The organism is [Empedobacter] haloabium (assembly GCA_008011715.2).
GTDB classification, from domain to species: Bacteria; Pseudomonadota; Gammaproteobacteria; order Burkholderiales; family Burkholderiaceae_D; genus Rugamonas; species Rugamonas haloabia.
On the sequence record CP136508.1, the window covers coordinates 4,943,260 to 4,962,872 of the forward strand.

The following is a 19,613-nucleotide window of genomic DNA, read 5'->3' on the forward strand; positions in this document are numbered from 1 at the left end:
TGCGCCGCATCGCCGATGCGAAGCTGGACCTCGTCGCCGCGCAATGGGAAACGGTGTTCCACCCGCAGTTCCACGAGCACCGTGCCGCGCTGCAGGCACTGCTGCATAACGCCTGCGCAGCGCGCCCGCTGCTGGTCAATTCGCACACCGGCAAGGATTACTACAGCCGCGAGCAGAACGAGGAGCTGCTGGCACTGGCCGACGCGATCGGTCGCGAGCACGGCGTGACGATCGTCCATGAGATCCACCGCAGCCGTTTCTCCGGTCACCCGATGCTGCTCAAGCCCTACCTCGAGACCTTGCCGCAGTTGGTGCTGACGGCCGACCTGTCGCACTGGTGCGTGGCCTGCGAATCGCTGCTGGAAGACCAGCCGCAGCCGCTCGACCTGACCCTGCCGCGCGTACGCCACATCCACGCTCGCGTCGGCCATGCGCAGGGACCGCAGGTGCCGGACTTCCGCGCGCCCGAGTATGCCGCCGAGCTGGCGGCGCACCTGGGCTGGTGGGACCGCATCGTCACACTGCGCCGCGCCGCCGGCGCCCCTGCTCTTGACGATCACGCCGGAGTTCGGGCCGGCGCCGTACACGTTCAACCTGCCCTACACGCGCCAGCCGGTGGCCGATGCCTGGGAGCTGAACGTCGCCATGCTGCAACTGCTGCGCGAGCGCTACGTTGCCTGAAAAATGGGGTCTGTCCCCATTTTTCAGGAAATTTCTTCAAAACAGGGGTCTGTCCCGGGTTTCACGGGTTGCGGCACGCGCAGCGGCAGGGTCATGATGACCGTCGTGCCCTGCCCCGGCGTGGACTCGACGCGGATCGTGCCCTTCAGCACGCCTGTGACGATGTTGTAGACGATGTTCATGCCCAGCCCCGAGCCGCCCTGTCCCATCTTGGTCGTGAAGAACGGGTCGTAGACCTGGTTCAGCGTGCGGCTGCTCATGCCGACGCCGTTGTCGGCAAAGCGCAGTTCGGCCGTGTCGTCGTCCAGCGCCGTGGCCGTGATCGTGATGACGCCATGCTCGCGCCCTTCGAACGCGTGCAGAATGGCGTTGTTGATCAGGTTGCTGAGCACCTGGCTGACGCTGCCCGGATAGGAATCGAATTCCAGCGTGGCCGGCACGTCCACGTGCACCCGGCAGTTGGCGCGACGCAGCTGGGCCGCGTAGGTGGCCAGCGTGTCGTGCAGCACGCCGGCCAGCGCGAAGCGGCGGCGCTGGTCCGAGGTCTGGTCCACCGCCACCTGCTTGAACGACGTGATCAGGTCGGCCGCCTTGCCCAGCGAGGCGGCAATGATGTTACAGGCCTTTTTCGCGTCCGCCAGGTGCGCGTCCAGCACCGAGCGGCGCACGCCGCCGCTGGCCAGGTGGCGCTCGAATTCCGTCACCATGTCCGCCAGCGCCGTGGCCGTCAGCAGGCTGTTGCCGATCGGCGTATTCAGCTCGTGCGCGATGCCGGCCACCAGGGCGCCCAGCGCCGCCATCTTTTCCGACGTGATCAGGCTGGCCTGGGCCTGCTGCAAGGTCTGCACCATGCCCGACATCTCGCGGTGCGCCTGCTCCGCGTGCGCCTTCTGCTGCGCCAGCTCGCGCAGGCTGTGCTCCAGGCCATGACGGCTCTCGACCAGCGCCGCCTCCGTCTTGCGGCGATCGCTGATGTCGGCCAGCACCCAGACGCTGCCCTTGCCCGGTTCACGCGGGTCGAGCATGCGGCCGTTGACCATGCACCACAGGCTGGCGCCATCACGCCGCCTCAGCTCCAGCTCCGCATACGCGCGCTGGCCGCCGGCGCCGCACTGGAACGGATCGCCCGGACCGCTGGGCACCAGTGTCGTCACGGGCCGGTCGACCAGGGCGCCGTGCGGATAGCCCAGCATGTCCTCCAGCCCGCGGTTGCAACGGACGATGCGCCCGTCCGAGAACAGGCCGATGCCGACGACAGCGCTGTCCTGCAGCGCCCGCAGCTCTTCCAGCGTGGCGCGCAGGCGGCTTGCCATCTCGCGCCGGCGCTGCAGCGTGACGACCAGCGCCGCGAACAGGCTGCTGATCAGGAAGCCGCAGCCACCGATCAGCAGGATGGTCTCGTACTCGCGGCCGTAGCGCCCGCCCGGATAGCCCTTGAACTGCACCAGCCAGTGGCGCTGGCCGACGTTCAAGGTCGTGTGCGTCGACAGGCCCGGCACGATGGCCGGCCTGGGCCGGTCCGCGCTGAGGCGGCCCGCGCTGTCGAACATCAGGTTCTCGATGCTCGGGGCGGTGCCGCCGCCGTCGCTGAGGTAGCCGGCGTCGTTGATCTGGACGTGCATGTCGCGCAGCAGGCGCGCGTCGATCACCTCGCGCATCAGGTCGGAGACGCGGAACACGATGGCGACGAACGCCGTCAGCGCGGCGCGGCGCTGCTCGACGGTCGCCAGGGGCGCGCCACGCCGGTACAGCGGCAGGCGCGCGATGAAGCCCGGCTCGCCGCTGGTGTCCTGCACCAGCGTGATGCGCTCGGTGGCCACCAGCTCGCCCGAGTCCCGGCCCATCTCCAGCGCCTGCAGGTGGGCAGGGAACGCAACGAGGTCGAGCCCGAACGCGTTCTCGTTGCCGCGCATGGGCTCCGTGTATTCGATCAGGTAGTGCTCGTCGCGGCGGGTGGCCGGATGGGGCTTGTAGTGCGGATAGCCGCCCGGCTCCAGGCTGGTGTCGGCGCGCACGGCGGCCACGTGGCGGGCCAGCTCGGCTTCCGGCACGCGGCGCACCAGCTGGATGGCCTGGAAGCCGGGGTAGCGCTGCTGCAGCCGCAGCTCGCGCACATAGTCATGGAATTCGGCGCGGCCGATACGCTCGTCCACGACCATCAGCGCGCGGATGCTGAGCAGCGTGTCGAAATAGGTCTTCAGGCGCGCTTCCGTGTCCTGCGCCACCTTGTCCGCGTCGCGCGCGAAGCGGTCGGCGATGCGGGCATCCTGGGCATCGAGGGCGAACAGGCAGGCCCAGGTCGTCAGGCAGATTCCGACAGTAAAGGCCAGATAACCGTGTGCGCGCATCGTTTTCTTGCTGCTGGATGGATGCGACGACTATAGCATGCGGTAACGGCACATTCACTGAAGCAATGCCTTATTGGCACGAGGTTGTCTCGTCCACGAAACGCTTCGTCACAGTGGACGCACCCGTCCACCGGCACCCGGCGGTACCGCCCGGGATGCAATGGACGGCTACTCGATCAGTGCCGGCGTGCCGTCCTCGAGAAAGGCGCCGAAGCAGCGCGTGCATTCCAGGCAGAACAGGTGCGGAATGCGGACGTTCTTCTGGCGCAGGACCAGTTGCAGATGGCCGTCGCCGCAGACCGGGCAGGTCTCGCGCATCGTGCCACAGGTGCGGATCTCGTCCGCCAGGTAGGTGTCGTCGTAGCGCACGCCGTCGACCACGCTTTGCGGATCGAGTTGCACGAGGTACAAGGCCGACGGATGGAAACGCTGGTCGGCCGGCGTTGTTGTTCTTGGGTCGGTCTGGTTCATGTGATTCATCATCTTTCCCCTTTTCCTTTCCCGCTGCCCGCGCGGTTGGCAGGCTTCAAAACGATAAGCCAAATCGCCGCCATCAGGCAAGCACATTCGGAAAATGGAAATCGCTTGCAACTAGATCGCACGCTATCTATACTGCGGACATGGATACGAAAGCCTTCCCCGATGCCCTGACCGCCGTCCCGCAGCTGGACCAGCAGCTGTGCTTTGCCTTGTACTCGACTTCGCTGGCGATGAACAAGCTGTACCGCAAGCTGCTGCGCCAGCTCGACCTGACCTACTCGCAGTATCTGGTGATGATGGTGCTGTGGGAGCGCGACGAGCAGACCGTCTCCGACCTGGGCGAGCGCCTGTTCCTCGATTCGGCCACGCTGACCCCGCTGCTCAAGCGCATGGAGCAGGCCGAGCTGGTCACGCGCACGCGCAGTGCCAGCGACGAGCGCCAGGTCATCATCGCGCTGACGGAACGGGGCAGCGCCTTGCGTGAAAAAGCCCGCGCCATCCCACCCTGCGTGTTCAATGCCAGCCAGTGCAGCCTGGATCAGATCGTGCAGCTGAAAGGCCAGCTCGACACGTTGCGCGACCAGCTGATGAAAAGCGACGTGTGAGCGCCGTCGCGTGTGCGCCACGGCTCCTGAGCGGGCCGGACAGGCGGACGTCCGCCCGGACAGCGCACGACGCCCGGCAGTAAAACGGGCCCGCCGCCGCCGCCCGCGGCGGACGTCCGCTTCCGGCAATGTTTCAAAATATTTACAAAACGACTTGCCGCACGACATGTAACGTCCGCTTAGAATACCCCGGATATTTCCTGAAAACCAATAAGCCAGGGGTCCGATGAAGCGCTCGCCAACCAGTCTCGCCACCTTCCTGCTGTGCACGTCGCTGTGCGCCGCGTCCTTCGCCGCCCCGGCGGAAAAATTCGACGACAAGTTCCGCCAGCTCGACGAACTGCTGCCGACCGCGACGCCCTACCGCACGGCCTCGGGCGCGCCCGGCCACCAGTACTGGCAGCAGCGCGCCGACTACACGATCCGCGCCACCCTGGACGAAGCGAACCGCGCCGTCAGCGGCAGCGAACAGGTCACCTACCACAACAACTCGCCCGACACGCTGACCTACCTGTGGCTGCAGCTGGACCAGAACATCTACAAGAGCGACTCGGACGCGCGCCGCGTGCAGACCGCGCCGTCGCGCGAGGCCTGGATGAAGCCGCGCGGCGAGGAAGGCGCGAAATACGAAGGGCTGCGCAATACCCTGGTGGGACGCGATTTCGACGGCGGGTTCAAGATCGCCAACGTCAGGTCGGCCAATGGCGCGCCACTGAAACACGTCATCAACGGCACGATGATGCGCATCGACCTGCCCACGCCGTTGAAACCGGGCGAGCGCGTCTCGTTCGGCATGGAGTGGACCTACAAGATCAATGAGCAGAAGGTGCTGGGCGGCCGCTCCGGCTACGAGTACTTCGAGGAAGACAAGAACACCCTGTTCGAGATCGCCCAATGGCACCCGCGCATGGCCGCCTACTACGACGTGGCGGGCTGGCAGCACAAGCAGTTCCTCGGCTCGGGCGAGTTCACGCTGGAATTCGGCGACTACGACGTCAAGATCACGGTGCCGGCCGATCACATCGTCGCCTCCACGGGGGAGCTGCAGAACCCGGGCGACGTGCTGACGGCAACGCAGCGCCAGCGCCTGGAGCAGGCGAAAACGGCGAAGAAGCCCGTCATCATCGTCACGCAGGCGGAAGCGGAAGCGGCCGAAAAATCCGTCAGCAAGGCCACCAAGACCTGGCACTTCAAGGCGAAGAACGTGCGCGACTTCGCCTGGGCCTCCAGCCGCAAGTTCATCTGGGACGCGCAGGGCTATAAAAAAGACGGCACCAACGTGCTGGCCATGTCGTACTACCCGAAGGAAGGCAACCCGCTGTGGGAGAAGTACTCCACCGCGTCGATCATCCATACCATCGAGCAGTACAACAAGTACAGCTTCGACTACCCTTACCCAACGGCGATTTCCGTCAACGGCCCGGTGGGCGGCATGGAATACCCAATGATCTCCTTTAACGGCCCGCGCCCGACCAAGGACAAGAAGACCGGTGAGCTGACCTATTCGAAGCGCACCAAGTACGGCCTGATCGCCGTCATCGTGCACGAGGTGGGCCACAACTACTTCCCGATGATCGTCAATTCGGACGAGCGCCAGTGGACCTGGATGGACGAGGGCCTGAATTCCTTCGTCGAATACCTGGCCGTGCAGGCGTGGGAGAAGGACTTCCCGATCGGCCGCGGCGACCCGCGCGACATCGTCGGCTACATGCGCTCGGCCAGCCAGGTGCCCATCATGACGAACTCCGAATCGCTGCTCCAGTTCGGCAACAACGCGTATGCCAAGCCGGCGACGGCGCTGAACATCCTGCGCGAGACGATCCTGGGCCGCGAGCTGTTCGACCACGCCTTCCGCGAATACGCGCGGCGCTGGAAATTCAAGCGCCCCACCCCGGCGGACTTCTTCCGCACGATGGAGGACGCGTCCGGCACGGACCTCGACTGGTTCTGGCGCGGCTGGTTCTATACGACCGATGCTGTCGACATCAGCCTGGACAACATCAGCGAATTCACCGTCGACACCAGGAACCCGGAGGTGGAAAAGGCCTGGGCCAAGGCGCGCAAGGCCGAGGAACCGGTCTCGATCACGGACCAGCGCAACGCGTCGATGCCGCGCCGTATCGACACCCAGCCGGAACTGCGCGACTTCTACAACGAGCACGACGAATTCACCGTCACCAACGCGGACCGCAACAAGTACAAGGAAGCGATGGCGGAACTGGAGCCATGGCAGAAGGAGCTGCTGGCGCAGGGCAAATACCTGTACCTGGTCGACTTCACCAACAAGGGTGGCCTGGTGATGCCGCTGATCCTGGAGATCACGCTGAAGTCCGGCAAAAAAACCATCGAGCGCGTGCCGGCCGAGGTATGGCGCTACTCGCCGCAGAAGATCACCAAGCTGCTGGTGACGGACGAGCCGATGACGGCGCTGACCCAGGACCCGTACTGGGAAACGGCCGATATCGACACCAGCAACAACAGCTGGCCGCGCAAGGCGGTGCCGTCGCGCCTGGAGCTGTTCAAGGCCGAACGCAAGGCGCCGGACATGATGAAGGACTTCAACACCAAGTTGAAGACCGACGAGAAGGAAGGCAAGGAAGACGCAAAGCCCGACGGCAAGCCTGAGGCCAAGCCCGCCGTACCGCCGGCGAATGGCGCGGCCGCCAAGCAGGAGGCCGAGCAGCAGCCGCAAAAGCCGGCGGGCAAGCAGTAGATGCGCTCCCTGCGACACCTGGCCGCCAGTGCGGCACTGGCGCTGTGCTGCACCGGTGCCGCGCAGGCCCACAACTACCACATGGGCATGGCGGACATCGGCTACAACGCCGCCACCGGCAACACCGAAGTGATCCACACGTACACGGCGCACGACATCGAGGCGCTGCTGGCCAACCTGTACGGCCGTTCGTTCGACCTGGAGCTGGAAGAAGACCAGGACGCGCTGCGCCAGTACATCGAGCGGCAGTTCACGATCAGTGCCGGCGGCAAGCGCTTGCCGCTGCAGTGGGTGGGCGTCAAGGCCAGTGCCGATACGATCACCCTGTTCCAGCAGATCGACAAAACGGCGCTGCCGGCCGGCGCCGTCATCGTCGATGGCGTGCTGACGGACTTTATCGCTACCCAGGTCAATACCGTCAACGTGGGCGCGAACGCCGGCCGGGCCGCGGTGACGCTGACCTTTACCGCCGCGCAGCGCGAACAAGCCATCCCTTGATGCATGGATGATAATGGGCTGCCGGGTCGCCGTACCGCCCCGCAGGGGACTGCCCCTGAAGTCAGCCAGATCCGCCGCAATGCCAACAAACTTCGGGGTCAGTCCCTTGCAGGGACAGACCCCAACCGCTTCCCATGCCACGTACTCCTCTTTTCAGCCTCGCCCTGCTCGCCCTCCCCGCCCACGCCGACGACATCGTCCTCCAGCGCGTGCTGGTCGACGCCTCGCGCACCTCGCAACTGGGCATCGCCGACTCCGCCGCCGACGGCACCGTCACCCAGCGCCAGCTGCAGGCGCGCACCAGCTACCGCCCCGGCGAGCTGCTGGAAGCGACTCCGGGGCTGGTCGTCAGCCAGCACAGCGGCGAGGGCAAGGCCAACCAGTTCTACCTGCGCGGCTTCAACCTCGACCACGGTACCGACCTGCGCACGACGGTGGACGACATGCCCGTCAACCAGCGCAGCCATGGCCACGGCCAGGGCTGGACGGACCTGAACTTCGTCATCCCCGAACTGGCCGCCCGACTCGATTACAGCAAGGGGCCGTACAGCGCCGCCAATGGCGATTTCTCCTCGGCCGGCGCGACCGAGATCACGTATGCCAACCGCCTGCCGCGCAGCCAGGCCGCCGTCACGCTGGGCCAGGACGGCTACCGGCGCGCGCTGCTGGCCGGCTCGCCCGCGCTGGGCCGCGGCAGCCTGCTGTATGCGCTGGAAGCCCTGCACAACGACGGGCCCTTCACGCGCGGCGACGGCTACCGCAAGCTGAACGCCGTGCTGCGCTACAGCGAGGGCTATGCCAACAACGGCTGGCACGTGGCGGCGATGGCGTACCGCGCGCACTGGAACGCCACCGACCAGATCCCGCAGCGCGCCGTGGCCAGCGGCACGCTTGGCCGCTTCGACACCATCGACACGACGGACGGCGGCAGCGCGCACCGTTACAGCCTGTCCGGCGCGTGGCGCCGCACGGCCGACGACCGCGCCTCGAAGATCTCGGCCTACGTGATCGCCAACCGCCTCGACTTGTACTCGAACTTCACCTATTTTCTCGACGATCCCGTCAACGGCGACCAGTTCGCCCAGCCGGACCGGCGCGTCACTGCCGGACTGGACGCACGGCACGGCTGGCACGTGCACATGGGCGACGTGCTGAGCTCCACCACCGTCGGCCTGCAGCTCCAGAACGACAATATCCACAACGGGCTGCTGCGCACGGCGGCGCGCCAAACCCTGGGCGCGATCCGGCAGGACCATATCGTCGAATCCTCGGCTGCGCTGTTCATCGAGAACCACACGCGCTGGACGCCGGCCTTGCGCACGGTGGCGGGGCTGCGCGCGGACCGCTACCGCTTCGACGTGACGAGCGACCGGCTTGAGAACTCGGGCCGGGCCGACGAAAATTTGTTCAGTCCCAGCCTCGGCCTCGTGCTGGGCCCCTGGGCCCAGACGGAGGTGTACGTCAATGCCGGCCGCGGCTTCCACAGCAACGACGCGCGCGGCACCGTCATCGCCACCGATCCGAAGACCGGCGAGCCGGCCGACAGGGTAACGCCACTGGCCCGCTCGCGCGGACTCGACCTGGGCCTGCGCAGCGAGTGGCTGCCCGGCCTGCAGACGACGCTGTCGGTCTACCGTCTCGACTTCGATTCCGAGCTGGTATTCGTCGGCGACGCCGGCACCACCGAGGCGGGCCGGCCCAGCCGCCGCCACGGCATCGAGTTCTCGAATTATTACAGGCCGTTCAAATGGCTCAGCCTCGATGCCGACCTGGCCTATGCGCGCGGCCGCTATCGCGATGCGGACAGCGCCGGCAAGCACATTCCGGGCGCCGTCGAAGGCGTGGCGCAACTGGCCGCGACGTTCACGCCAGGCGGTCCCTGGTCGGGCGCATTGCGCCTGCGCTGGTTCGGCCCGCGCCCGCTCATCGAAGACAACAGCGTGCGCTCGCGCGCCAGCGCCACCGTCAACGGCCGCATCGGCTACCGGCTCGATCGCGCCACGCGGCTGGAGCTGGAAGCGTTCAACCTGGCCAACCGGCGCGCCGCCGCCATCGAGTATTACTATGCATCGCGGCTGCGCGACGAGGCGCAGGCCGTCGACGATGTCCACTTCCATCCAATCGAGGCGCGGTCGCTGCGGCTGACCCTGACCCACAGCTTCTAGCGAAGTCGTACAATAGGGAATCTACTATTTCCCGAGTCCTGCCATGTCCGCCGCCGCACCCGCCTTCACGCCCCTCGAACAAGTCAGCACGGCCCTGCGCACGCAAGGTTATGCGCTGCTGGCGCCCGCCGATGTCGCGGCGCTCGCGGGCACGCCGCTGGCGCAGCTGGAAGCACTGGCGTCCACGTGGGACACGCTGGAACTGGACAATTACCTGAAGGACGGCGGCCGCTACCGGCGCCGCCGCCACTCCTGCTTCGTGCAGGAAGGCGACGTGCTGGCGCAGACCGCGCATCGGGCGCACTGGCAGCCGGTCGAATACAATGCCCTGCACGGCGGCATGCACCGCATGTTCGCGCCGGTGCAGCCGGCCACCATCGAACAGCCGGGCTGGCAGGGCCTCCTGACAGCGCTGGGGCGGGTCTGCTCCGCCGTGCGCGGCGAGCGCACCTGGTACGTGGAAGCCCATCAGTTCCGCATCGACACGGCCGACGGCATCGGCCGGCCCACGCCGGAAGGCGCGCACCGCGACGGCGTCGACTACGTGGCCGTGCTGCTGGTGGGCCGGCACGGCATCAAGGGCGGCGAGACGCGCGTGTTCGAGGCCGATGGGCCGAACGGCAAGCGCTTCACGATGACCGAGCCATGGACCCTGCTGCTGCTGGACGACGCCGCCGTCATCCACGAATCGACGCCGATCCAGCCGCTGGGCGAGCACGGTTACCGCGACACCCTCGTGCTGACCTACCGCGCCGGCGCGTTCCAGGGCGAGCAGTAAGGCGCGACATGCACCGTGCAAGCTGCGCGTGCACAAGCGCGGGCGCCGCTGGCGCGGCAAATCCGATATAGTCAAACGCAACCAGCCAGTAGGAGCAGCGGAGTGGACTCCAGCTATGAAATCGAACCGGGCGAGATCGAGATCCTCATCGTCGAGGACAGCCCGACGCAGGCCGAGCGCCTGCGCCGCCTGATCCAGTCCGTCAAATACCGCGCCCGCGTGGCGGGCAATGGCCGCCTGGCGCTGGAAGCGATCCACGAGCGCAAGCCGCACCTGGTGCTGTCCGATATCGTCATGCCGGAAATGGACGGCTATGACCTGTGCCGCGCCATCAAGTCCGATGCCGGGCTGCGCGACATCCCGGTCATCCTCGTCACGTCGCTGAACGACCCGAAGGACATCATCCGCGGCATCGAGTGCGGCGCCGACAATTTCATCCGCAAGCCGTACGCGGAAGACTACCTGCTCAACCGGATCGGCCACATGCTGGTCAACCAGAAGCTGCGCAAGAACCAGAACATGGAGGTCGGCATCGCCCTCTACCTGGGCGAGCAGAAGCACTTCATCAACGCCGAGCGCCAGCAGATCCTCGACCTGTTGATCTCGACCTACGAACAGGCAGTGCAGGTCAACAGCGAGCTGCAGGCGCGCGAGCGCCAGGTGATCGAACTGAACATGCGCCTGGCCCACCATGCCGGCCAGCTGGAAACGATCAACCGCGAGATCGCACTGAAGAACCTGGAGCTGGCCGAGGCGAGCCGGATGAAGTCCGCCTTCATTGCCAATATGTCGCATGAGCTGCGCACGCCGCTGAACGCCATCATCGGCTTCACGGGCGCGCTGCTGATGAAGCTCCCCGGCCCGCTGACGCCGGAGCAGGACAAGCAGCTCAACACGATACGTTCCAGCGCACGCCACCTGCTCTCGCTGATCAACGATATCCTCGACGTTGCCAAGATCGAGGCCGGGAAGGTTACGCTGTCGATCGAGCCGGTGCAGTGCCAGGACCTGGTGCGCGAGGTGGCCGAGACCTTGCGGCCGCTCGCCACGCAGAAGGGACTGGCACTGGAAGTGGTGCTGGACGAGCAGCCGATCACGCTGGACACGGACCGCCGCGCGCTGACCCAGGTGCTGATCAACCTGGCCAACAACGCCATCAAGTTCACCGAAAAAGGTCACGTGAAGATCAGCCTGGGATTGCGCACGGCGGACGACGGCAAGCGTACTGTCGAGTTTTCCGTGGCCGACAGCGGCGCCGGCATCCGCGAGGAGGACCAGGCCAAGCTGTTCCAGGCGTTCTCGCAACTGGACTCCACCTCCACCCGCCATGCCGAGGGCGCCGGGCTGGGGCTGTACCTGTGCCAGAACCTGTCGAACCTCCTGGGCGGGTCGCTGTACTTCACCAGCGAATTCGGCAAGGGCAGTGTATTTACGCTCGCGATGGCGGCCAAACCGGCATGACTTTGTTGCAAGTGCACATTTGACAATGTGGCGCCGGGGCTGCGGAAACGCGAAAAAAAGTGGCGCACGGTAGAACTACGGTATTGCAGCGCAACATAATCGGCGCTATAGTTGAACCGTCTCCTCCAAGCGTTCTCCGAACAATTGGAATTTGCCCGCAGCCAATGGCTTGCGGGCATTTTTTTTGCCCCTTGCGCATCCCCGCCGCCCGTATAATGCCGGTCGATTACAATCTGATAACAGATCGGACCATTATGCTCCTGCGCACGACGTTGTCGCTTGCCGCCCTCTGCTGCGCCACCGGCGCCTCGGCCGCCTGGAAGACCGCGGCCCAACAAGGCCTTGACCCGGTCCGCCTGCTGGTCGAACCGGCACTGCCGGCGGGCGAAATCGCATTCGACTACCGGGCCGCGCGGCCGGGCGACAAGGGTGTGCCGCTGCGCGAGTTCTGCCGCGGCGCGCCGAAAATTCCCGTGTGGGGCGGAAGCGACTGCAGGAAAAGCGCGGACAGTATTTCCGAAAAGCTGCACGCGGCTGGCCCGGCCGTGACCATGCACAAGCGCCTTGCCGGCCCGGGCGACTACCGCCTCGCCACGATCTGGCTGGGCGATGCCCAGTTCGGCGTAACGGAGCGCCGTCCGGGCAACGGCGTCGCCGCCTACCGGCGCCCGGGCTCCGATGTCATCCATACGGTACGCGTGGACGATCCGGCGCTGGGGCTGCAATCGTCCGCCACGCTGGCCTACGAGGACACGCCGGCCACGGCGGTGCACGAGCTCGGCATTTTGCGCATCGAGGACGCCCCGCTGGCCTACACCGGCGCGACGAACGATATCGTCGTGGACCGCTCGCGGCTGGGTCTCGACATGAGCGCCTGGGACCTGTGCGAAGCCGGCTATTCGGAAACGCTCAAGGCCACGGCGGCGGCGGCCTGGCCAACCCTGCGCGATCATTACGGCAAGCTGACCCATGGCACGCGCGCCCGCTGCGTCGGCATCCGCGCCCAGGACAGCGCACTGCACGAGCGCGCGGCCCGCATCCTCGTCGATCGCGACGGCATGCTGATCCAGCTGAGGTGGCGGCAACCGCATGACGACCTGTCGGAAACGATCGTCATCGACAGCCGCGGCCAGGCGCTGTACTACCACCTGAACCGCTGGACCAGCCGCAACGGCGAGGACACGACGCGGTTCCAGCATTGGGTGCCCGGCCTTGAAAACATCTATCCCGCCATCGCCATCGCGCCTGAGCCGGCGCGCGTGCGCCAGTTGCAGGACGAATACCTGTGGCTGTTCAACGACATGGCGCGGGCAAAGGCCGCGCCCGTCACATACCGATAAGCAAAACACATCTTTAAACAATCGCTTTACTTATATCAATTGTTTGATTTCTGTGATGTAATCTCGCAATGATTGAGAAACCGATACGCAAATCCCGCGCGGATGGCGAGCAGTCGCGCGAGCGCCTGCTGCTGGCCGCCATGAAGCTGTTCGCCGAACAGGGCTTCGCCCGCACCTCCACCCGCGAGATCGCACTGGCCGCCGGTGCCAACGTGGCCGCCATCAGCTACTACTTCGGCGACAAGGCCGGCCTATACAAGGCCGCCCTGACCGACTTCCTGCCGCCGCCGCAGAAGAACATCGAGATGTTCGACCGGCCCGACTTCACCCTGCGCCAGGCGTTGGAAGGCTATTACGCCCAGTTGCTCGGTCCCCTGCTCGAAGGCGAAGAGGCCGAGCTGTGCATGCGCCTGTGGCTGCGCGAGGTGCTCGAACCGCGCGGCGTGTGGGCCCAGGAGATCAACACCGGCATCCGCGCCGAGCACATGGCGTTTGCCGCCGTGCTGGCGCGCCACCTGGGCGTGCCCGTCGACGACGAGGTACACCGACTGGTGCACGCGTGCGCCAGCCTGGGCGTGCATCTCATGATCGGGGCGGACGTGATCGAGGCGCTGACGCCGCAGTTGCTGGCGGCGCCCGATGCGCTGCGCGAATGGATCCCGAAACTGGCCGGCTACGCGGAAGCGATCGTGCTGGCGGAACAAGAAAAACGACAGAAAGGAGCAGCATGAGGAAGAGATTGTGTGCGGTGGCCGTTGCCATGGCCCTCGCACTGACGGGGTGCGGCCTGACGGGTCCCGCGCGGCAGGTGCCGGACCAGGCGCCCGCGCAGTGGCAGGCGCCGCTGCCGCACGGCGGCAGCACGGCCGCCTTGTCCGACTGGTGGCGCGGACAGGGCGATCCGGTGCTGGCGCAGTTGATCGAAGCGGCGCAGCAGGTCAGCCCGACCGTGGCCACGGCGCGCTCGCGCATCGGCCAGGCCCGTGCCGAACGCACGGCGGCCGGCGCCGCGCTGGTGCCAGCCATCGATGGCGTGGCCACCTCGAGCCGCACCAGCCAGCAACAGGCTTCGGTGCCATCGAGCACCACGTCGCAGGTGTACGCGCAAGCCACCTGGGAGATCGACCTGTTCGGCGCCAACCGCGCCGCGCGCGATGCCGCCCAGGCCCGCCTGGACAGCGCGCAAGCGGGTTGGCATGACGCCCGCGTGTCGGTGGCGGCCGAAACGGCCAACGAATACTACGGCCTGCGCGCCTGCGAACAGCTGCTGGCGGTGGCACAGCAGGATGCGCGCTCGCGCGCCGACACGGCCCGGCTGACCGAGCTGACCGCGAAGGCCGGCTTCCAGGCGCCCGCCACGTCGGCGCAGGCGCGCGCCAGCGCGGCCGAAGCGAACAGCCGTGCCATCGCCCAGCGGGCCCAGTGCGACGTCAACGTCAAGGCGCTGGTGGCCTTGACCGCCATCGACGAGCCGCAGCTGCGCAGCCGCCTGGCCGGCGCCGCGCAAGGCGACTCGTTGACCGATTCCCTGGCCGCGCTGTCGCCAGCCCAGGGCATCGCGCTGGCCGAACTGCCGGCGCAGACGCTGGCGCAGCGGCCGGACGTGTTCACGGCCGAACGCGAAGTGGCCGCCGCCAGCTTCGAAGTGGCCGGCGCCCGCGCCCAGCGCTTCCCGCGCCTGACCCTGGCCGGCGCCGTCGGCCGCGGCCGCGTGCATGCGGGCGGCGAGAACGTCACGGCCAACACCTGGAACATCGGCCCGGTGCAAATGACGCTGCCCCTGTTCGATGCCGGCACCCGCCGCGCCAACGTGGCGGCCGCGCAGGAACGCTACGAAGCGGCTGTCAGCAGCTATCGGGGCACCGTGCGCCAGGCCGTGCGCGAGGTGGAGGAAGCCCTGGTCAACCTGCAAAGCACGGACGAACGCGCGGGCGACGCGCGCACGGCGCTGGAAGGCTACCGCAGCGCCTTCGTGGCGACGGAAGAGCGCTACAAGAACGGCATGGCGAGCCTCCTGGAGCTGGAAGATGCGCGCCGCACCCGCCTGGCGGCCGAGAACGCGATGGTCAGCCTGCAGCGCGAGCGCAGCGCCGCCTGGATCGCCCTGTACCGCGCGGCCGGCGGCGGCTGGAGCCGCCCCGCCCAACCATAATGGACAAGCATATGAAGAAGATGAAGACCAAATCGATTGCCCTGGCCGTGGCGGCCGTCTGCACGTTCGGCGGCGTCGGCATGACGCTGATGCACAACGCCTCGGCGGCCAAGGAAGAAAAGAAGCCGGCCCAGACCCCGGCGCTGACCGTCACCACGATCCGCCCCGCCACCGCCTCGCTGCCGCTGCAGCTGGCGGCCAACGGCAACGTCGCCGCCTGGCAGGAAGCGGTGATCGGCAACGAATCGAACGGCCTGCGCCTGACCGAGGTGCGCGTCAACGTGGGCGACGTCGTCAAGAAAGGCGAAGTGCTGGCCGTGTTCTCGGCCGATACCGTCAACGCCGAAGTGGCGCAGGCCAAGGCTGCGCTGGCCGAGGCCCAGGCCAATGCGGCCGAGGCGCAGGCGGATGCGCGCCGCGCCCGTGCGGTGCAGGCCAGCGGCGCGCTGTCGGAACAGCAGATCAGCCAGTACCTGACGGCCGAGCAGACCGCCAAGGCCCGCATCGAATCGGCCCGCGCCGTGCTGGCGGCGCAGCAGTTGCGCCTGAAGTATACCCAGGTGGTGGCCCCAGACGCCGGCGTGATTTCGGCGCGCAGCGCCACCGTCGGCTCCGTCGTCGGCGCCGGCACGGAGCTGTTCAAGATGATCCGCCAGGGCCGCCTGGAATGGCGCGCCGAGGTCACGGCGGCGGACCTGAAGAACATCCGCATCGGCGGCCCGGTGCGCGTCAAGGCCGCCAACGGCAGCGAGCTGACGGGCAAGGTGCGCATGATCGCGCCGACCGTCGATCCGCAGACCCGTTCCGCCCTGGTCTACGTGGACCTGCCGCCGGACCTGAACCGCGACGCGCCGTTCAAGGCCGGCATGTTCGCCACCGGCCAGTTCGAACTGGGCAAGTCGGACGCCCTGACCTTGCCGCAGCCGGCCGTGGTCGTGCGCGACGGCTTCCCGTACGTGTTCCGCCTGAATCCCGACTCGCGCGTCAGCCAGGTCAAGGTCCGCACCGGCCGGCGCCTGGGCGACCGCATCGAGGTGGTCGGCATCGATGCGAACACCCAGGTGGTGCTGAGCGGCGCGGGCTTCCTCAACGACGGCGACCTGGTGCGGCACGTGGCCGCACCGGCCGGCGCGGTGGCGGCGAACGCTCCCGCCACCGCCCCCAAATAAGGAGTCGTGATGAATTTCTCCGCCCTGTCGATCAGGAATCCCATCCCCGCGATCATGCTGTTCGTGCTGCTGACGCTCGCGGGTCTGCTGGCCTACCAAGCCAACCCGGTGCAGGACTTCCCCGATATCGAGCTGCCCATCGTGAACGTCACGGCCTCGCTGCCGGGCGCCGCGCCGGCCCAGCTGGAAACGGAAGTCGCACGCAAGATCGAGGACTCGGTCGCCACGCTGCAAGGCGTGAAGAACATCTACACCAAGGTGCTCGATGGCGACGCCAATATCACCGTCGAGTTCATCCTCGAGAAAAACCTGTCGGACGCCGTGAACGAGGTGCGCGACGCCGTCACGCGGGTCAAGGCCGACATGCCGGCCGAGCTGCGCGACCCGATCGTCAGCAAGGTCTCCACCGCCGGCCGCGTGGTGCTGACCTTCGTCGCCACCGCGCGTGCGACGGGCGGCACCAAGATGGACGACGCCGACCTGTCCTGGTTCGTCGACAACACGGTACAGAAACGCCTGCTGGCGGTGCCCGGCATCGGTTCGGTCAGCCGCGTGGGCGGCGTCAACCGCGAGATCCGCGTGGAGCTGGACGACGCGCGCATGGCCGCGCTGCGCGTTTCCGCACTGGACGTGTCGCGCCAGTTGCGCCAGGTGCAGCGCGAGGCCCCGGGTGGCCGCGGTGACGTCAGCGGCGCCGAGCAGTCGGTGCGCACGATCGCCACCGTCAAATCGGCGCAGGAACTGGCCGCGCTCGACATCCCGCTGGGCGACGGCCGCCACGTGCGGCTGGACCAGGTGGCCACCGTCACCGACACCGTTGCCGAGTCGCGCGCCATCGCCACGCAGGACGGCAAGCCGGTCGTGGCGTTCGAGGTGTTCCGCACCAAGGGCGCCAGCGAGACCGCGGTGGCCGACGGTGCGCGCGCGGCGGTCGCCAAGCTGCGTGCCGAGTACCCGAACATCGAACTGAAGGAATCGATCGACAACGCTTCGCCAGTGCATGAAAACTTCGAAGGCTCGATGGAGCTGCTGTATGAAGGCGCCATCCTGGCCGTGCTGGTGGTGTGGTGGTTTCTGCGCGACTGGCGCGCCACGCTGGTCGCCGCCGCCGCGCTGCCGCTGTCCGTGATGCCGGCCTTCCTCGGCATCTACTGGTTCGGCTACACGCTCAACACGGTGACCCTGCTGTCGCTGGCGCTGGTCGTCGGCGTGCTGGTGGACGATGCCATCGTCGAGATCGAGAACATCGAGCGCCACCTGCGCATGGGCAAGACGCCGATGCAGGCGGCGCTGGAAGCGGCCGACGAAATCGGCATGGCCGTCATTGCCACCACCTTTGCGCTGGTGGCCGTGTTCCTGCCGACCGCCTTCATGGGCGGCATCCCCGGCAAGTTCTTCAAGCAGTTCGGCTGGACCGCCGTGCTGGCCGTGCTGGCCTCGCTGGTGGTGGCGCGGCTGCTGACGCCGATGATGGCGGCCTACCTGCTCAAACCGAAGCCGCACAAGGAAGAGCAGGACGGCTGGATCATGTCGCGCTACATGCGCACGATGAAGTGGTGCCTGCACCATCGCGGCATCACGGCCATCGCCTCGGCCGTGTTCTTCGTCTGCTCCATCATGCTGGTGGGCCTGTTGCCGACGGGCTTCGTGCCGCCGGCCGACCGCGACCAGACCCAGGTCAACCTGGAACTGCCGCCGGGCAGCACGCTGGCGCAGACCAAGGTGGTGGCCGAGCAGGCCCGTGCCGCGGCGATGCAGGTGCCGGGCATCGTCGGCGTGTTCAGCTCCGTCGGCGGCGGTTCTTCCGGCGACGCGTTCGCGCCCGGCGCGGAAGCGGAAGCGCGCCGCGCCGTGCTGACGATCACCACGGTGCACCGCACCGACCGCGACGAATCGATGCCGGAGATCGACAGCCTGCTGCGCGCCAAGCTGGCGAACATCCCGGGTGCCCGCTTTACCGTGGGGCCGCCCGATACGGGCGTCAAGATGCAGCTGGTGCTGCAATCGGAAGACCCGATCGCGCTGATGGGCGCGGCGCAGCGCGTGGAACGCGAGCTGCGCACCTTGCAGGGCATTGGCAATGTCACCTCGAGCGCCTCGCTGGTGCGCCCGGAAATCATCGTGCGGCCCGACTTCGCCCGCGCGGCCGACCTGGGTGTGACGGCGGCGGCGATCGGCGAGACGGTGCGCGTGGCCACGGCGGGCGACTACGACTTCGACCTGACCAAGATGAACCTGCCGGAGCGCCAGGTACCGATCCGCGTCAAGCTGCCGGACGCGGTGCGCGCCGACCTCGATGCCATCGGCCGCCTGACGGTGCCCGGCACGAACGGCCCCGTCATGCTGGCCAACGTGGCGTCGATCACGATGGAAAGCGGCCCGGCCCAGATCGACCGTCTGAACCGCAGCCGCAACGTGACGTTGGACGTGGAACTGGGCAACCGCTCGCTGGGTGAGCTGAACGCGGAAGCGCGCGCGCTGCCGTCGATGAAGAGCCTGCCCCCATCGGTGCACATCGCCGAGCTGGGCGACGCGCAGGAGATGGCGTCGCTGTTCGCCAGCTTCGGCATCGCGATGGCCATCGGCGTGCTGTGCATCTACGGCGTGCTGGTACTGCTGTTCAAGGACTTCATGCAGCCGGTGACGATCCTGGCGGCGCTGCCGCTGTCGATCGGCGGCGCCATCGTGGCGCTGCTGATCACGGGCCGCGCGCTGTCGATGCCGTCGATGATCGGCCTGATCATGCTGATGGGGATCGTGACGAAGAACTCGATCCTGCTGGTGGACTACGCGATCCTGGCGCGCCAGGCCGGCATGAGCCGCTTCGACGCGCTGGTCGACGCCTGCCACAAGCGCAGCCGCCCGATCCTGATGACGACCATCGCGATGGGCGCCGGCATGATGCCGCTGGCCCTGGGCCTGGGCGCCGACCCCAGCTTCCGCTCGCCGATGGCGATCACGGTGATCGGCGGCCTGATCACGTCGACCTTATTGAGCCTGCTGGTGGTGCCGGCGGTATTTACCTACATCGACGACACCGAGCACCTGCTGGGCCGCCTGGTGCGCAAGCTGCGCCGCCATCCGCCGCATGACCACGATGGCGCGCACGACGGCAGCCATGGCGCTGCCGCCAACAACGGCAAGGCCGTCGATGCGGTGGGCAATCCGGTGCCGCATCTGGGCAGCACGCATCATTAAAACAAAACGCCCGGCACCATGTGCC

14 protein-coding genes are annotated in these 19,613 nt (G+C 67.3%); 12 read left to right on the forward strand and 2 right to left on the reverse strand.

Features of this window, described 5'->3' with window-relative positions:
• The first annotated feature begins 549 nt into the window (after positions 1-549).
• Entirely contained in the window at positions 550-681 is a 132-nt protein-coding gene (locus E7V67_021630) for a hypothetical protein (GenBank protein WUR12278.1), read from the forward strand.
• A gap of 23 nt (positions 682-704) precedes the next feature.
• Here the strand turns inward: E7V67_021630 and E7V67_021635 are convergent, their stop codons facing one another.
• Entirely contained in the window at positions 705-3,029 is a 2,325-nt protein-coding gene (locus E7V67_021635; GenBank protein WUR12279.1) for a CHASE domain-containing protein, read from the reverse strand.
• Between the two features lie 168 nt (positions 3,030-3,197).
• A complete protein-coding gene (locus tag E7V67_021640; GenBank protein ID WUR12280.1) occupies positions 3,198-3,512 on the reverse strand; it encodes a hypothetical protein in 315 nt (104 codons plus the stop codon).
• 137 nt (positions 3,513-3,649) lie between these two features.
• Between E7V67_021640 and E7V67_021645 the strand changes: the two genes are divergently transcribed.
• From E7V67_021645 to E7V67_021695, 11 genes are all read left to right on the forward strand, one after another.
• A complete protein-coding gene (locus E7V67_021645) occupies positions 3,650-4,114 on the forward strand; it encodes a MarR family transcriptional regulator (GenBank protein ID WUR12281.1) in 465 nt (154 codons plus the stop codon).
• Positions 4,115-4,340: 226 nt separating this feature from the next.
• Positions 4,341-6,827 carry a M1 family metallopeptidase gene (locus E7V67_021650; GenBank protein WUR12282.1) on the forward strand — a complete coding sequence of 829 codons (2,487 nt, stop codon included), beginning with the start codon at positions 4,341-4,343 and terminating at the stop codon, positions 6,825-6,827.
• A complete protein-coding gene (locus E7V67_021655; GenBank protein WUR12283.1) occupies positions 6,828-7,325 on the forward strand; it encodes a DUF6702 family protein in 498 nt (165 codons plus the stop codon).
• A 134-nt stretch (positions 7,326-7,459) separates the two neighbouring features.
• Complete coding sequence (locus E7V67_021660; protein ID WUR12284.1) at positions 7,460-9,490, forward strand: TonB-dependent receptor; 2,031 nt, start codon at positions 7,460-7,462, stop codon at positions 9,488-9,490.
• Positions 9,491-9,533: 43 nt separating this feature from the next.
• Positions 9,534-10,268, forward strand: a complete 735-nt coding sequence (locus E7V67_021665) for a 2OG-Fe dioxygenase family protein (GenBank protein WUR12285.1) — start codon at positions 9,534-9,536, stop codon at positions 10,266-10,268.
• Between the two features lie 102 nt (positions 10,269-10,370).
• The gene (locus E7V67_021670; protein ID WUR12286.1) at positions 10,371-11,729 is read left to right on the forward strand and encodes a response regulator; all 1,359 of its coding nucleotides are present in this window, start codon (positions 10,371-10,373) and stop codon (positions 11,727-11,729) included.
• A 254-nt stretch (positions 11,730-11,983) separates the two neighbouring features.
• The gene (locus E7V67_021675) at positions 11,984-13,069 is read left to right on the forward strand and encodes a hypothetical protein (GenBank protein WUR12287.1); all 1,086 of its coding nucleotides are present in this window, start codon (positions 11,984-11,986) and stop codon (positions 13,067-13,069) included.
• A gap of 68 nt (positions 13,070-13,137) precedes the next feature.
• Positions 13,138-13,800 carry a CerR family C-terminal domain-containing protein gene (locus tag E7V67_021680; protein ID WUR12288.1) on the forward strand — a complete coding sequence of 221 codons (663 nt, stop codon included), beginning with the start codon at positions 13,138-13,140 and terminating at the stop codon, positions 13,798-13,800.
• The gene (locus E7V67_021685) at positions 13,797-15,221 is read left to right on the forward strand and encodes an efflux transporter outer membrane subunit (protein ID WUR12289.1); all 1,425 of its coding nucleotides are present in this window, start codon (positions 13,797-13,799) and stop codon (positions 15,219-15,221) included. The genes E7V67_021680 and E7V67_021685 overlap by 4 nt, the downstream gene beginning before the upstream one ends.
• A gap of 11 nt (positions 15,222-15,232) precedes the next feature.
• Entirely contained in the window at positions 15,233-16,390 is a 1,158-nt protein-coding gene (locus tag E7V67_021690; protein ID WUR12290.1) for an efflux RND transporter periplasmic adaptor subunit, read from the forward strand.
• Positions 16,391-16,399: 9 nt separating this feature from the next.
• The gene (locus E7V67_021695) at positions 16,400-19,588 is read left to right on the forward strand and encodes an efflux RND transporter permease subunit (GenBank protein ID WUR12291.1); all 3,189 of its coding nucleotides are present in this window, start codon (positions 16,400-16,402) and stop codon (positions 19,586-19,588) included.
• Positions 19,589-19,613: the final 25 nt, after the last annotated feature.